13 protein-coding genes and 1 pseudogene are annotated in these 14144 nt (G+C 48.6%); 8 read left to right on the top strand and 6 right to left on the bottom strand.

Annotated elements, in window-relative coordinates; genetic code table 11:
- Positions 1 to 70 precede the first annotated feature (70 nt).
- The 3 genes from K0H60_RS09345 to K0H60_RS09335 are packed head-to-tail and all read left to right on the top strand — an operon-like array spanning position 71 to position 3860.
- Positions 71 to 3271: an intermembrane phospholipid transport YdbH family protein gene (locus K0H60_RS09345; RefSeq protein WP_220057959.1), complete on the top strand. Its 3201-nt coding sequence runs from the start codon at positions 71 to 73 to the stop codon at positions 3269 to 3271.
- Between the two features lie 13 nt (positions 3272 to 3284).
- Positions 3285 to 3485 (top strand): YnbE family lipoprotein, encoded by a 201-nt coding sequence (locus K0H60_RS09340; RefSeq protein ID WP_220057958.1) that lies wholly within the window; start codon positions 3285 to 3287, stop codon positions 3483 to 3485.
- A gap of 24 nt (positions 3486 to 3509) precedes the next feature.
- Positions 3510 to 3860, top strand: a complete 351-nt coding sequence (locus tag K0H60_RS09335) for a YdbL family probable chaperone protein (RefSeq protein WP_220057957.1) — start codon at positions 3510 to 3512, stop codon at positions 3858 to 3860.
- A gap of 133 nt (positions 3861 to 3993) precedes the next feature.
- On the opposite strand, the gene K0H60_RS09330 is transcribed toward K0H60_RS09335, so the two are convergent.
- From K0H60_RS09330 to K0H60_RS09310, 5 genes are all read right to left on the bottom strand, one after another.
- Positions 3994 to 4335, bottom strand: coding sequence for a hypothetical protein (locus tag K0H60_RS09330; RefSeq protein ID WP_220057956.1), 342 nt, complete (start codon positions 4333 to 4335; stop codon positions 3994 to 3996).
- A gap of 54 nt (positions 4336 to 4389) precedes the next feature.
- Entirely contained in the window at positions 4390 to 5175 is a 786-nt protein-coding gene (locus tag K0H60_RS09325) for a S1 family peptidase (RefSeq protein WP_220057955.1), read from the bottom strand.
- Between the two features lie 112 nt (positions 5176 to 5287).
- Positions 5288 to 6130, bottom strand: coding sequence for a trypsin-like serine protease (locus tag K0H60_RS09320; RefSeq protein WP_220057954.1), 843 nt, complete (start codon positions 6128 to 6130; stop codon positions 5288 to 5290).
- 345 nt (positions 6131 to 6475) lie between these two features.
- A complete protein-coding gene (gene fghA / locus K0H60_RS09315) occupies positions 6476 to 7315 on the bottom strand; it encodes an S-formylglutathione hydrolase (RefSeq protein WP_220057953.1) in 840 nt (279 codons plus the stop codon).
- A 118-nt stretch (positions 7316 to 7433) separates the two neighbouring features.
- Complete coding sequence (locus tag K0H60_RS09310) at positions 7434 to 8573, bottom strand: S-(hydroxymethyl)glutathione dehydrogenase/class III alcohol dehydrogenase (RefSeq protein WP_011622557.1); 1140 nt, start codon at positions 8571 to 8573, stop codon at positions 7434 to 7436.
- Between the two features lie 197 nt (positions 8574 to 8770).
- Between K0H60_RS09310 and K0H60_RS09305 the strand changes: the two genes are divergently transcribed.
- Complete coding sequence (locus K0H60_RS09305; protein WP_220057952.1) at positions 8771 to 9652, top strand: LysR substrate-binding domain-containing protein; 882 nt, start codon at positions 8771 to 8773, stop codon at positions 9650 to 9652.
- 86 nt (positions 9653 to 9738) lie between these two features.
- On the opposite strand, the gene K0H60_RS09300 is transcribed toward K0H60_RS09305, so the two are convergent.
- Positions 9739 to 11028 carry an NAD(P)/FAD-dependent oxidoreductase gene (locus K0H60_RS09300; protein ID WP_220057951.1) on the bottom strand — a complete coding sequence of 430 codons (1290 nt, stop codon included), beginning with the start codon at positions 11026 to 11028 and terminating at the stop codon, positions 9739 to 9741.
- A 281-nt stretch (positions 11029 to 11309) separates the two neighbouring features.
- Between K0H60_RS09300 and K0H60_RS09295 the strand changes: the two genes are divergently transcribed.
- The 4 genes and pseudogenes from K0H60_RS09295 (at position 11310) to K0H60_RS09285 (ending at position 14116) form a co-directional block, all read left to right on the top strand.
- The gene (locus tag K0H60_RS09295; RefSeq protein WP_220057950.1) at positions 11310 to 11954 is read left to right on the top strand and encodes a DUF938 domain-containing protein; all 645 of its coding nucleotides are present in this window, start codon (positions 11310 to 11312) and stop codon (positions 11952 to 11954) included.
- Positions 11955 to 12092: 138 nt separating this feature from the next.
- Positions 12093 to 12479, top strand: a pseudogene (locus tag K0H60_RS20540) (LexA family protein); the annotation flags it as partial.
- The gene (locus K0H60_RS20535; RefSeq protein WP_258405822.1) at positions 12456 to 12872 is read left to right on the top strand and encodes a LexA family protein; all 417 of its coding nucleotides are present in this window, start codon (positions 12456 to 12458) and stop codon (positions 12870 to 12872) included. The pseudogene K0H60_RS20540 and the gene K0H60_RS20535, both read left to right, overlap by 24 nt.
- Entirely contained in the window at positions 12860 to 14116 is a 1257-nt protein-coding gene (locus tag K0H60_RS09285; RefSeq protein ID WP_220057948.1) for a Y-family DNA polymerase, read from the top strand. Before K0H60_RS20535 ends, K0H60_RS09285 begins: the two co-directional genes overlap by 13 nt.
- Positions 14117 to 14144: the final 28 nt, after the last annotated feature.

Below are 14144 nucleotides of genomic sequence, written 5' to 3'. Positions count from 1 at the left end.
CCCAAATCGCCTCACGCTCCCATGGGGAACTGTAATCAGGCGCTGATGATAAGGATGACAGTAAAACCCAATGGTTAACACGCCGACATCGCCAAATAAGGAGACTGCCGAGCACGCGCATCAGGCGATGCCTCAAGAAGTGACTGCGGCCGCAGCGCCATATTCGGCGGCGCCTCGCCGCGGTTCAACACTCAAAAAGCGCCTAAAACAAAGCCTGATTGCCACCACAGTGGCCGGCCTGTTAGCTGGCGCGGCGCTAACCATTTGGATTGTCAACAGCCAAACCGAAGCCCTGATCCTGCGCGTCGCAAATTATGCATTAAGCGGCATGGACGGTGAGCTTAGCGATATTCGTTTAGGCCCCATGGGTTTAGAACATTGGCAAATTCGCTCTGCGAGTCTACGCGTACATGACTCGCATTTAGTAATAAATGATCTTGATATTCAGCTTGAACTCAACTGGCCCAAGAGCCTTGATGAACTGAAGCAACTTGTCCAAGTTGAGAGTTTGACTCAAAAAATCAAGCGTATTAGCACGGGCGAGATAGACGTTGAACTCGGCGCATCGCTGCTAGAGCGAAGCCCCACCATTGCCGATGAACAAACACCGGCGCTGGCGTTAAATATCAAATCCTTACCCTTAATTGATATAGGTAAAACCACACTCAGATTAGCGCCGCAGGCTGAGCTTCCCGCCTATCAGCTGATGATGGATAAACTCAGCCTGAATCATCAAGGTGAATTAACCACAGCCTTTAGCAGCTCCGAGGGTGAGCCGTTAGCCGAGCTTGCCGCCACGCTTGGCAACGAACAATGGCGCCTCAAGAGCGAACTGAATATCGCACCGCTACTGGAAAACTTGCATCAAATTGGCCTGCGCCAAACCCAAGGGAGCATCCTCAGCCAACTAACTCTGTGGGATCAACAGTGGCAGCAACTTGGGATAGGATTAAGTGGGCAACTGAGTTCTGAGAGTGCAATGACACTCGCCACAGGCGAAATCACAAGCCGCCACCGCATTCAGCAGCCCAACATCAGCTTAATCCATTTTGCCGACTTAACACTCGCGCCCCAGCCGGCTTTGGGGTTTGAGCTTAGCGGATCACTTGCCTCACTCAATCTCACCCTTGAGCCCTTTAGCCTTGCGCTTACGCCGAATGCGGCACAGCACACGCAGCTATTAGCGGCACTTAATCAGTCTCTGCAATTGAGCGATGAAAACTCTCAATCGCTCCTTACCCTACTCTCGGGGCTGAAAAGCAACGAGGCGCCCGTGGGCCTTGCTTTTTCGATGACAGCGCCGCTGCACTATGCGCTGACATCTCAAGCGAACACCCATAAACCAATAGCGCTGCCCGCAATAGAGTTAACCACCCTAGGCAGTAAGCTTGAGACGCGCATTCACTTGCAAGAGACCCAGTTAACGCCCACGCCAGATGCTTGGAATGTCGCGAGCCGCTGGCAACTCGCGCTTAAGCAAACTTCCCCACTGACGCTGCGGGAGCTTTGGCATGCTGCGCCGCAGGATCTCAGTTGGGGCGCGGGAATGTTGCAAACGGCGGGTCATGTCAGTGTTGCTCAGTCGGCTCAAGGGCTCAACTGGCAAGTGAGCACAGCGCCAGTGACGAGTGATTCAAGTGACTCAAGCAACACTCTGCAATTTGCGCTGGAAGATGTGCAGCTACAACAAACAGCGCAAGCCGCCGAGCACCAAACGAAACAGACGCAGTTAAGCCTTAGCAGTATTCAGCTCAACGCCAAGGCCCCCATGGCCGCCAGTGCAACCCCGTTAGCGACTCAGGATACAACTGGCGCGCAATCGACCGAGATTACCTTCAAGCTGCCGCCGCTCTCGCTCGCCCTGTCGCAACTGCGCGTAAGCCAAGCGGTAGAGAATCTTGCGGGCACCGCCCCGAGCGCAATACAGAGCAGTCGCAACGATATTAGCCTCAAGGCGTTTTCCCTTGAGACATCAAAGCCAATGACGCTCGATTACTCCTCGCAGCAATCCATTGAAAATACTATCCAATCGAGTCAGTTGACTAACCAAGTTAACTGGCAAGCGCAGCAACTCTTGATTGAAAAGCAGCTCAACGCCAGAGGCCGCACACGTAAACAAACTGTCCTTAAACTGGATAATTTAACGCTCGCGCAGACGTTAAACTGGCAAAACCAGCGTCTTCACGGCCATGAACAGTGGCAAGTCGGCACGGTTGAGCTGCAAAGCGAGCATCAATTACAGTTCGCCACGTCTCACAACCCCCTGCTGTTAACGGGTCAGTGGGTTGTCGATACCAGCATGACAGAGGCGTTATCTTTGCTGAATCAAACCCAGCCCTTGCCCGCTGAGTTAAATGTGACCGGTCACAACCAATTACAGGCACAATTTAAGCTGACACATGAGCCAGAACAGACCCAATTTGCGATGCAAATTACCCAGTCGATGACAGAGCTGGAAGGTTTTTATCAAGACACGACCTTTGAAGGCGGGAAATTACAGGCCCAATGCGAGTTCACCTGGGGGCAATCCTATAAGTCGCCACAAGCGCCAGGCTATTTCAGCAGTTTAAGCCGACTGAACTGCCCGCAAACCATGATGACTTTTAACTTGTTCGATCCCGGCTTCCCCTTGACCGACATCGAAGTAGAGGCCGATATTGTCCTCGCCAAGGATGCGGAGAAGCTTCCCGACAATTGGCTGCAACAACTCACGGGCTTAAGTGATACCGATGTCTCAATGACTGCTAAGGGCAAAGTATTGAGCGGTCAGTTTTTACTGCCTGATTTTAATTTAAAATTGCAGGACAAATCCCACGCCTATCTATTATTGCAGGGCATGAGCCTTGAGGAAGTGCTGCGTATTCAGCCACAAATTGGTATCTATGCCGATGGTATTTTCGATGGTGTTCTACCCGTAGATTTGGTCGATGGCAAAGTCTCGATCAGCGGTGGCCAGCTGGCGGCCCGTGCGCCCGGCGGCCTCATCGCCATTTCGGGTAATCCTGCGGTCGATCAAATGCGCCAATCGCAGCCTTATCTCGATTTTGTATTTTCGGCACTAGAACATTTAGAATACAGCCAGTTATCCAGTAGTTTCGATATGGATCAAACCGGCGATGCCAACTTATTAGTGGAAGTCAAAGGCCGCAGCCGAGGGATTGAACGTCCTATCCACTTGAATTACTCTCATGAAGAGAACATGCTGCAATTATTCAGGAGTCTTCAGATTGGTAACGATCTGCAGGACAGAATCGAAAAATCCGTGAAGTAACAAGGAAACCTCAGTGAAGATCATTCAATTACAGCAAGTGAGTATAGGTACATTGCTGCTACTGGCGGCATTGCAAGGCTGTGCGCCAACGGTAAAGATTGAGCCGCCTGATAAACCGATTGTGATTAATCTCAATGTGAAAATTGAACACGAGATAAAAATCAAAGTGGATAAGGAGCTAGATCAGCTTCTATCAGATGATAAGTTGTTCTAATCACAAAGAATTGAGGAATATACAATGAAATCAATGCAACTCAAAACCCTGCTACAAAAGCCCACATTACTGCTGTTGCTCGGCCTGAGTTTATTCAGCTTAAATGCCTTTGCCATGTCATTGCAGGAAGCCAAATCCCAAGGTTACTTAGGTGAGCAGCTCAATGGCTATTTGGGTCTAGTGCAAAATAATAGCGAGGCCAAGGCCGTGATGGACGATGTGAACAACAAACGCCGCGCCCATTACGAAACCATCGCTAAAAAGAACAATATTTCCGCCGCCGATGTGGCCAAACTTGCCGGTGAAAAAGCCATCGCCGCCACAGATAAAGGCAACTATGTGCAAAATGCCCAAGGAAAATGGGTTAAAAAATAGAGAGTTAGTACAGACAAAAACGCCTGCAATTGCAGGCGTTTTTGTCTCAAGCATAACTTGCAGATTGACTCTCTCAATGCGATTGCACTTGGAAAGTCCCAAGAGATGAAGTTAAATTTGTGCGCGATTTTTACTACCGAGTGATATACAGCTCTTCAACCACGAATTGCCAGCCTTGTTTCTGCATACACTGGACGAGTAAAACACTGCGAAGCGCATGGCTAGGTAACATTTCAGCAGATGAGCTCAACTGTTCCAAACACAAATTCAGCGCCTGAACTTGCTCAACTTGTCGCTCAGCCGTCATCTGATTGGCTCCTTCATTGCCAATTGGCGCCCATGATTTGAAGTAACCAAGATGGGGCGCTATTACTTCAAGTCCCGTCAACTCTTGGCTTGTTTGTTCATAAGTCCCCCTCGTATGGCAACCAAACAACATGGCGAGTGAGCAACACAAAATCGGCAGTTTACCCATAGTTTCCTAAAGCAGATAAGTTGAGGTTAGGCACACATTGCTCGTGGTTATCAATTAGCTATCAGAGCAGCCAGCGAGCCTAATATTTGATGCTTTAAATAACGTTTGCTCAATCCAATCTCGAAAGTATGAAATACGTGAGTAATGTTCAATCACGCCATACTTGCCCTCTTCCCAATTGGTTGACTCGGCATTTTGCCATGAGCTGACACCGATAAGGCAAACTGAATCGGCCGAGGCGAGATATGCGGGGCCACCCGAATCTCCAGGACCACTTATCCCCTCCAATGGCAAGGCATTTGCGTCGCGGTCAAAGACAAATTGCAGCCATTGATCCTGCACCCCGACCACGGCATTGTGTGCCGCACGTAATTGTTTATCGGCCCCCGCGACACCCTCCAGCCCATTACCATAATCGCCGCGTCCGACGAAGGTGGCGATTTTGCCCGTTTCGGTAGAGGCATGATTCAATTTAGCGAGTGTTGCATCTTCAATGGATGAAGCCAATTGAACCAATGCTATGTCATTGGGAAAATGCCTTTCTTTCCAAAGTGGATGTTTTATCACCTCTTTAATCGAGTAGAAATCCGTTTTAAATTGCACTTTATTGCCAGTCTTTAGCTCATTCGCCACATGCGCCGCCGTCACAATCCATTGCTTATCGATAAGGCTGCCAGTGCCAAGCACAATTTCATCGCCTTTATAAAGTCCTAAAAAGGTGACCGTCGAATTATCGCTTTGCGCCGCCGCTTGATATTTCGCATCTTCCACATCATGCCTAATAATCATGGCATTGGCGGTACTCGCAATTGCCAGTAACAGAACGAACATCCATTTCATATTGAACTCCCTATCGTTGTATGTTGTCTTTCGCCACTATTCAGTTAACCGCGCACTTAGCCGTGACATAAGTTGGTATGAAGTAGAATTAGCCGAGGTTAAATCTATCGCATTAAAGAGATGGTTTTAATCTTATCTCAGTACAGACTTCAGCTAACATTGGCGCCGTCAGGCCTGCAGGCAGTTTATCCAGTTTTGGCAGGGCGAATTGCTGCTGCAGTTTGGCGTCGCCACTGGTGATATCCTCAATCCAAGCGCTAAAGAAAGACACTCTGGAATACACTTCCACCACACCATACTTGCCGATTTCGCCGCCATCCACTCTGGAGCTGATCCCAAGTAAGTAATGTATGCCCTCAAGCGTGAGATAGGCTGGACCACCGCTATCTCCGCCGCCAGAAACCCCTTCCAAGGGTAGCGCGTCATCCTCTGAATCGAATGTAAATGTTAATAATGGCCCTTGGGCAAATTCGACGCTATTTTGCGCTTTGCGCAGCATTCCTGCATTGGCGCCATTATCCACGGTTTGCCCCGTTAAACCATTTCCGGTGCCACCCGCCCCGATAAACCAGATGTTTTTGCTTAATTCATCGGATTGTTTGTAGAGTCGAGCAGGCGTCACGCCTTTTACGGGGTCGACTAATTTGATTAACGCAATGTCGTGGCTAATGCCTGGCTGATACCCCTTATGCACAAATACACTGTCGACCTTATGGTAAGTATTCAGTATCCGAATATCACTCCCGGGGGTGATGCAAAAAGTGGCGTGAGCCGCGGTCACAATCCAATCTGGCTTGATTAAGCTCCCATGGGCGCCATCGATATAAAAAGTGGCTAAGGGTGGAAAATCGCTCGCGTCGGCAAGGTACTTTTGCGCATCCACATCGTGGCGCACCACTATGGCCGAGGCAGATAGGCTAAAACAGAGGAGTAAAATCGTTAGAGTGATACGCATTATGTCCCTATGCCATTTAGATTGGGCGAGCGGATTAACTCAAATAAAATGCCCACACTAAGACGGTAACTACCGAGTGATTAAGGCAATGCTATTGCACCCAGCCATTCCTATTAAACCCGATATTCCTATTGGCGAGAACTTAACAGCTTTTTCTTATTTGAGATATAGCCGCTGCATTCAAATCATTCAGGCGCAATGGAACAACATGACATGTTGAATGACATCGCAATTTGTCCGTAGAAAATAAAAAGCGCGGTGAACTTGAGTTCACCGCGCTTTTTAATATTTAACCCTAGGCTTTAACTCTGAGGTTTAATGCTTGGGGGTTAACGCTAGGCAGCCTTATTTAAAATACAAGCTATGGAATTTAAGGTGCTCTTCGATAAAGCTCGCAATAAAATAATAGCTATGGTCGTACCCCGCCTGCATACGCAAATCTAAGGGGTAACCTTTTGCTTTGGCGATATCACTGAGCGTTTGCGGCATCAGTTGCGCCTCTAAAAAGCTGTCGGCGTCACCTTGGTCGACTAATACGGGCACTTCGTTAATCGCCAGTTTGAGTAACTCACAGGCATCGTATTGGCGCCAGTGCTCGCGATTCTCGCCCAAATACTCGGTAAAAGCTTTAATCCCCCAAGGCGCGTTGCTTGGATTACTGATAGGACTAAAGGCCGAGATTGAACTGTATCTGTGGGGATTGGTTAACCCTATGACTAACGCGCCGTGCCCGCCCATCGAATGGCCAGAAATAGCGCGTTGATCTGTTACGGGGAAATTGGCTTCGATCAACGCTGGCAGTTCATGCACTATATAGTCGTACATTTTATAGTGACGATTCCAAGGCGCTCTGGTCGCGTTCAAATAAAACCCCGCGCCGAGACCTAAGTCATAGGCTTTATCCGGAGCATCGGCGACATCATCACCACGTGGGCTGGTATCGGGGGCAACGATGGCCATCCCCAATTGAGCCGCAATACGCTGCGCGCCCGCCTTCTGCATAAAGTTTTCGTCGGTACAGGTGAGGCCCGATAGCCAATACAACACAGGCACAGGTTTGTTGGCCGCCTCGGGAGGCAGATAAATCGCAAAGCGCATCTCGCAATTCAGCGCCTGAGATTGATGGCGATACTGTTTGTGCCAACCACCAAAACTCTTGTTACAGCTGATATTTTCTATGGTCATTTCAATCCCTTTCCTGTTCACATTTAGCGTTTAGCTTGCCGTTCAAGGCAGCTTAAAACGCATAAGCAGCAGATAAGCCGTTTGCGGTTATCTGCTGCTGTGATATCAAAGAGCGTGATTATTTATCGAAATGGATCACGCTGCGAATGCTCTTGCCTTCATGCATCAAGTCGAAGGCTTCGTTGACTTGCTCAAGTCCCATAGTGTGGGTGATAAAGTCATCGAGCTTAAACTCACCCGCTAGGTATTGTTCAACGATTTTAGGTAATTGCGAGCGTCCTTTCACGCCACCGAAGGCAGAACCGCGCCATACGCGGCCCGTCACCAGTTGGAATGGACGGGTAGAAATCTCCTGCCCTGCGCCCGCAACCCCAATGATCACAGACTCACCCCAGCCCTTGTGGCAACACTCGAGCGCGCTGCGCATCACATTGACATTACCGATACATTCGAAGGAGTAATCCACGCCGCCATCGGTCATTTCGACAATCACCTCTTGAATAGGTTTGTCGAAATGTTTCGGGTTAATACAATCGGTTGCCCCTAATTTACGGGCAAGTTCGAATTTGGATTCATTGATATCGATGGCAATGATCCGACTGGCTTTAGCCATTGTTGCGCCAATAATGGCCGAAAGACCGATACCACCAAGGCCGAAAATCGCCACGGTCGCGCCCTCTTCCACCTTAGCGGTGTTCATTACGGCGCCCATACCTGTCGTCACACCACAACCCAGCAGACAGATCTCTTCTAATGGCGCGGTTTTATTGACTTTAGCCAATGAAATCTCAGGTAATACAGTGTATTCAGAGAAAGTAGAACAACCCATGTAATGGAAAATTGGCTGGCCATCTTTATAGAAACGCGTGGTGCCGTCTGGCATTAAACCTTTGCCTTGGGTCGCACGGATCTTCTGGCACAGGTTTGTTTTACCCGATAAACAGAATTTACATTCGCCGCATTCTGGCGTGTAAAGTGGGATCACATGGTCGCCCACCTGCACGCTGGTCACGCCTTCGCCCACTTGCTCAACAATACCACCGCCTTCATGGCCGAGGATCGCTGGGAACACGCCTTCTGGATCGTCACCGCTTAAGGTAAACGCATCGGTATGGCATACCCCAGTCGCCACGATGCGAACTAACACTTCGCCGGCTTTAGGTAACATCACATCGACTTCTTCAATCTTGAGCGGCTGTCCAGGCCCCCAGGCCACGGCGGCCTTTGACTTGATAAACTGTGGTTTTTCGTTCGACATGCTTGCCTTTCCTTCTCTTAATCAATGGGCTTATCGACTTACGGCTTATCCTAGCCCGACTCGCTTGTAAGCATAGATTGGGGCGGACGGATAAGCTTAAAAAAATAGTGTGCAGTAATGCAGTCACTAGATTGTATTTATTTCCTGAGGATTGATAATCTAGCATTTTGGCAATTCATTTTTACTAAGGAGTAATAATGTACCTTTGGGATGGCATATCAGAATTTGTGGCAGTAGCCGAAGCCGAGAACTTTACCTTGGCGGCGCAGCGCCTCAATGTGTCCACCGCCCACGTGAGTCGGCAGATCGGCGCGCTGGAAAATCGCCTCGGCACTAAGCTGTTTTACCGTACGACTCGCAAGGTATCGCTCACCGAAGAAGGCACGATTTATTATCGCCATTGCCGCCAATTACAGACTGGACTCGAGGAGGCCGAACGGGCCATTACCGATCTAAAAGGCTCGCCCCAAGGACTGGTGAAACTCACCGCGCCCGTGGCCTACGGCGAAAAATTTATCATGCCATTACTCAATGATTTTATGGTGCAGTATCCCAGTGTGGAATTTAATGTCGACCTCACCAACCGAACCTTAGACTTGATTGAAGGCGGCTATGATTTGGCCATTCGCCTTGGCAAACTCGCCGACTCCAGCCTGATGGCTAAACCCTTGAGTAGCCGCACCCATTATGTGGCCGCCTCACCCAGTTACGTTGAAAAATACGGTGAGCCCCATACGCTTTCGGAGTTAAATCAACATAATTGCCTGATCGGGAATCACAATTACTGGCGCTTTATCGAAAATGGCCGCGAGCGCAATATCAAGGTACGCGGCAACCTTATCTGCAACAGCGGTTATGCCCTGCGCGATGCAGCGTTAAAGGGCATAGGGATAGTGCAACTCCCTGATTATTATATTGAGGAGGACATTCATGCAGGTAGACTCATCTCCTTCCTCGACGCCCACCGCGAAGCCAAGGAAGGGATTTGGGCGCTCTATCCACAGAATCGTCACCTGAGCGCCAAAGTGCGGGTATTCGTGGATTATCTGGCGGAAAAACTGGCGACGGTGAATGAATAGCGACTAATCCATTGCAGCGACCCCGAGTCACAAATCACCATTTGAGCACTAATAATGTCGCTAGAGTTTGATGGATTACAAGCTATTTAGCGCCAGTTTTCCCTCAGGGTGTAATACAGCATCCCTAACGCAAGGGCCTGATTACCAAACCATTCATTCAATGGGATCCGGATATGACGCATCGCGGCGAAGAGATCGAACTCGCGCATTTGCCCATCGATCGCCTGCCCCATAATCTCGGCCATAATATGGGATGTCGCGACGCCATGGCCCGAATATCCCTGACAATAGAAGATATTCGGGGCAATTTTGCCCAATTGGGGAATACGGTTAATCACGATCCCCGCCATGCCTGCCCAGGCAAATTCAATGTCGACGCCTTTTAATTGAGGGAAAGTGCGTTCAATCGCCGGACGCAGCTCGGCGGCAACGTTTTTAGGATCGCGGCCGCTGTAATTGGTACCACCGCCAAACATCAACCGGTTATCGGCGGTTAAGCGGTAATAATCCAGCACAAAGCGGCAATCATACACGGCTAAATCCTGCGGATTCAGTTGCTTAGCCAGCTCTGACGGCAATTGAGCCGTCGCGCAATTGCCAAGTGAGGCGGGAAATAACATGCCTCGCAGCTGAGGTCGGCCCAATTTATGATAGGCATTACCGGCGATAAGCACACTGTTTGCCTTCACCCTACCCTTTGGCGTGGCTACAGTTGCCAGCTCTCCTTGCTGAATATCCAGCACCTGTGAATATTCAAAAATTTTAGCGCCCAAGGAGGCCGCAGCTCGCGCTTCACCAAGACATAAATTCACCGAATGCAGATGCATATTACGCCGATTAACCAACCCGCCGTGATACAAGGGCGAAGCTAAGTAGGCGGGCATCTCCTGCGCAGACACTAAGGTCATAAACTCACCCATGCCACGGCGATTGGCTTCATCGAACATTTGCTGTAACTCGCCCAGATGTGCGGGGCGATACGCCGTCTGGATATGGCCAAATTTTAAATCACAATCAATGCCATACTTCGCCACTCTGTTTTTGATAATATCGTGGCCGCGCCAGCGCAGATCCCACACATAATCCTCGGCCTCCTGACCAAGCTGATGCCGCAATTGCTTGGTCATGGCGGCATCGCCGGATAAACTCCCCGTCACTTGGCCACCATTGCGGCCTGTGGCGCCCCAGGCAATTTTATTGGCCTCAAGTAGCGCCACTTGGTAACCCTTTTCGGCCAATTCTACCGCCGTCGCTACACCGGTAAATCCGCCACCGATAATGGCCACATCGACCCGAATATCGCCTTCAAGTTCTGGATAATCAGACTCTTGCTTAATGGTGGCATTGTAATAAGAGGCGCAGCGTTTGGCAGACATAGGGCTCCTTTGAACAGATTTGAGTTATTTTTGTTTTATATTTTTTACATTTGTTCAGAATTTTTGAGTATATCGAAGCCAATATCTGGGTCAACATAAGATTGTAGGACCGGCATGAAACTCAAGCAGTGCACCCATCCAGAATCGTGCTTATCAATAGAATTCGCCGCCGCATTGGCTTAAGCTACAGACCATCATCACCGCGATGGCAGGCTGACACCCCGCTTTTTGTAAGACAAACACTTTGCCTGCCCCTCGCAAGGAAAAATTTAGGACATACCATGTTTCAGGACTCTCAAACGCCGCCAAGCTTGCTGTCCTTTTCTCAAGCCTGTGAAAATAACAAAGCGCCTATACTCGCCGTGCTAAAAACCGCCTTTGCCAACGCCAAACAGGTGCTTGAAATTGGCAGTGGCACCGGACAACACGCGGTCTACTTTGCTGAAAATCTGCCTCAGCTTTTTTGGCAAACCAGCGACCAAACTGATTACCTTGAAGGCATTAGCGCAAGATGCCGCCAACAAGGGCATCAAAAAGGCATCAACAACCTCGGCTTGCCCTTAGCACTCGATGTCACCCAACCTTGGCCCATCGATAACCCCCGTATCGACGCCGTATTCAGCGCCAATACCCTGCATATTATGAGTCAAGCTATGGTTGAAGCGTTTTTTACTGGCTTGGGCCAATATTTGCCACAACTCAAAACCCTCTGTATTTACGGCCCTTTTAACTACCAAGGCCAGTTTACCAGCGACAGCAATCGTCAATTCGATCAGTATTTAAAACAAAGAGATAGTGAGAGTGGGATTCGGGACATTGAATGGATTATTCAGCTCGCCCAAGCGCAAGCCTTCACACTGATTGCTGATACCGCCATGCCCGCCAATAATCGGCTGCTGCATTTTTCAAAACACGCCACTGACTGATACTAAGTAAAACACTAACTTAATTAGGTGGTTAATCTGTGCTGACTGACTAGCAAGCCAATTTAACACTCAGTCCCATTTGCGAATAGAACAATGCTCGCTATAATTACTGTATTTATATACAGTAATTATATTGCTATGCGTGTTTACCCTATTATTCCTTGGCCCGCTCACGCGGGAATTAGCGGCTTTGAAAGCCCAGCAGCAGAATATACTCAGCTTGGATTGTGTCTTGATGATTTACTCGTATTGCACCCCAGTGCAACACGGCTTTGCATCGCTCAAGGCGATTCGATGAAAGGTGTCGGCATATTCGATGGCGATCTGCTGGTCATCGATCGCCATGTTAAACCTCACACAGGGTGTGTGATTTATGGCCAACTCAATGGCGAGTTCATCTGCAAAATCTATGATGAAAAACAGAGAATGCTGCTCTCTTCCCATGAAAACTGCCAAGCCATAGTGATACACGATTACGATGATTTTTGCGTTGAAGGGGTCGTGATCCGAACCTTGAGGCAGCATTTCTATCTCAATGATTTTATTAATATTGCTTCAGACTATTCTGAGCTTAGGACAAACCTGGATGATCTATTGGTATTACACCCTTGCGCAACCTGGTTTGGTGTCGCCCAAGGGAACTCCATGCAAGATGAAGGGATATATGATGGAGATGTATTAATTATTGACCGACAAGTTAACGCATTACAGGGAGCCGTTATCGTTGCCCAGCTCAATGGCGAGTTTATCTGCAAAATTTTTGATAAAAAACGCAGGATGTTACTGTCTGCTAATCCGCAATACCATGCCGTGCCGATACGAGATTGCGACACTTTTAGTGTTGAAGGAATTGTTATTCGCTCGATTAGAATGCATTTTAAATCTTCATTACAGGGCTTATGGTCATGTACGCCTTAGTCGATGCTAACTCGTTTTATTGCTCCGCAGAGCAAGTGTTCCGCCCCGATTGGCGCGGCAAACCGATTATCGTACTAAGCAATAACGATGGCTGTATCGTGGCAGCCAACCGTCAGGCGAGAGAACTCGGCATCCCCAAATTTGCGCCGTATTTTCATGTCAAAGAACAATGCGCCAAACTAGGGGTAATAGTGTGTTCTAGCAACTACGAGCTCTATGCCGATTTGTCGGCAAAAATGATGGAAATCATCGGCCGCTTCGCTCCCGACCAACATATTTACTCCATTGATGAATCATTTTTATCCTTCAAGCACTGCCACACCAGCATCCCCTGCTTAAAAACACACGGCCTTCGCATCCGCCAAACCGTTTGGAAAGAAGCTCGCATACCCGTTTGCGTTGGCATAGGTGCAACACTCACACTGGCTAAAATCGCTAATCATGCCGCTAAAAAATTACCCGGCTATCATGGTGTTTGTCTGATAGATAATGAACCTCAACGAATTGAAATTCTTAAACAACTCTTAGTCAGTGATGTATGGGGAATTGGGCGCCGCCTCAGCAAAAAATTGGTGAGTATGGGCATTCACACCGCTTACGATCTGGCACAAATGCCAACAGGCCTTGCTCGCAAGCAATTCAGCATAGAGATAGAGCGAACCGTCCGAGAGCTTAATGGCACAGCCTGTAAACAATGGGATCACACACGGGCAGATAAACAACAGATATTTTCCACTCGCTCCGTGGGTGAGCGCATCATGGATTTTGAGGCGTTACTACAAGCATTGAGCAAACACGTTGGGATTGCAGCGGCAAAAGCCAGAGCGCAGGGTTCATGCTGCAAATCGATGCTGATTTTTGCCAATAACTCCCCTTACGATGAACAACCCGTTGGTTTTAAATCCCTTATCCATTTCACCACAGCAACCAATTGTACCATTGAGATGACGCAAGCAGCGTCTTTAGCAGCACCAAGATTATTTCGACCAGGAGTTAAGTACTACAAAATAGGAATAGGCCTGATAAATCTCGAACAAAATAGGTATCAACAACTCGATTTGTTCAATTTATCTAAAACTAAACCCACACTAATGAACGCATTTGATGGAATAAATGCCCGTTATGGGCGAGATACCTTATTTTTAGCCGCACAAGGCATAGAACAGAAATGGGCAATGCGCCGCACATTACTCACACCACAATACACCACACTGTGGGGTGGCATACCTAGAGTAAAATGCTAGTCATCAAGGCAAAAATTGCATTTTCCCA

Origin of the sequence: Shewanella mangrovisoli (genome assembly GCF_019457635.1) — a bacterium.
Lineage (GTDB): Bacteria > Pseudomonadota > Gammaproteobacteria > Enterobacterales > Shewanellaceae > Shewanella > Shewanella mangrovisoli.
The sequence above is the reverse complement of the archived record's forward strand: the minus strand, read 5'-3'. Positions and strand labels throughout refer to the sequence as shown.

Coding starts and splice junctions, on each gene's coding strand:
- K0H60_RS09325 (WP_220057955.1), bottom strand. CDS start 5,175: ATGAAATGGATGTTCGTTCTGTTACTGGCAATTGCGAGTACCGCCAAT.
- K0H60_RS09295 (WP_220057950.1), top strand. CDS start 11,310: ATGTTTCAGGACTCTCAAACGCCGCCAAGCTTGCTGTCCTTTTCTCAA.
- K0H60_RS09345 (WP_220057959.1), top strand. CDS start 71: ATGGTTAACACGCCGACATCGCCAAATAAGGAGACTGCCGAGCACGCG.
- K0H60_RS09330 (WP_220057956.1), bottom strand. CDS start 4,335: ATGGGTAAACTGCCGATTTTGTGTTGCTCACTCGCCATGTTGTTTGGT.
- fghA (WP_220057953.1), bottom strand. CDS start 7,315: ATGACCATAGAAAATATCAGCTGTAACAAGAGTTTTGGTGGTTGGCAC.
- K0H60_RS09305 (WP_220057952.1), top strand. CDS start 8,771: ATGTACCTTTGGGATGGCATATCAGAATTTGTGGCAGTAGCCGAAGCC.
- K0H60_RS09320 (WP_220057954.1), bottom strand. CDS start 6,130: ATGCGTATCACTCTAACGATTTTACTCCTCTGTTTTAGCCTATCTGCC.
- K0H60_RS09300 (WP_220057951.1), bottom strand. CDS start 11,028: ATGTCTGCCAAACGCTGCGCCTCTTATTACAATGCCACCATTAAGCAA.
- K0H60_RS09310 (WP_011622557.1), bottom strand. CDS start 8,573: ATGTCGAACGAAAAACCACAGTTTATCAAGTCAAAGGCCGCCGTGGCC.
- K0H60_RS09285 (WP_220057948.1), top strand. CDS start 12,860: ATGTACGCCTTAGTCGATGCTAACTCGTTTTATTGCTCCGCAGAGCAA.
- K0H60_RS09335 (WP_220057957.1), top strand. CDS start 3,510: ATGAAATCAATGCAACTCAAAACCCTGCTACAAAAGCCCACATTACTG.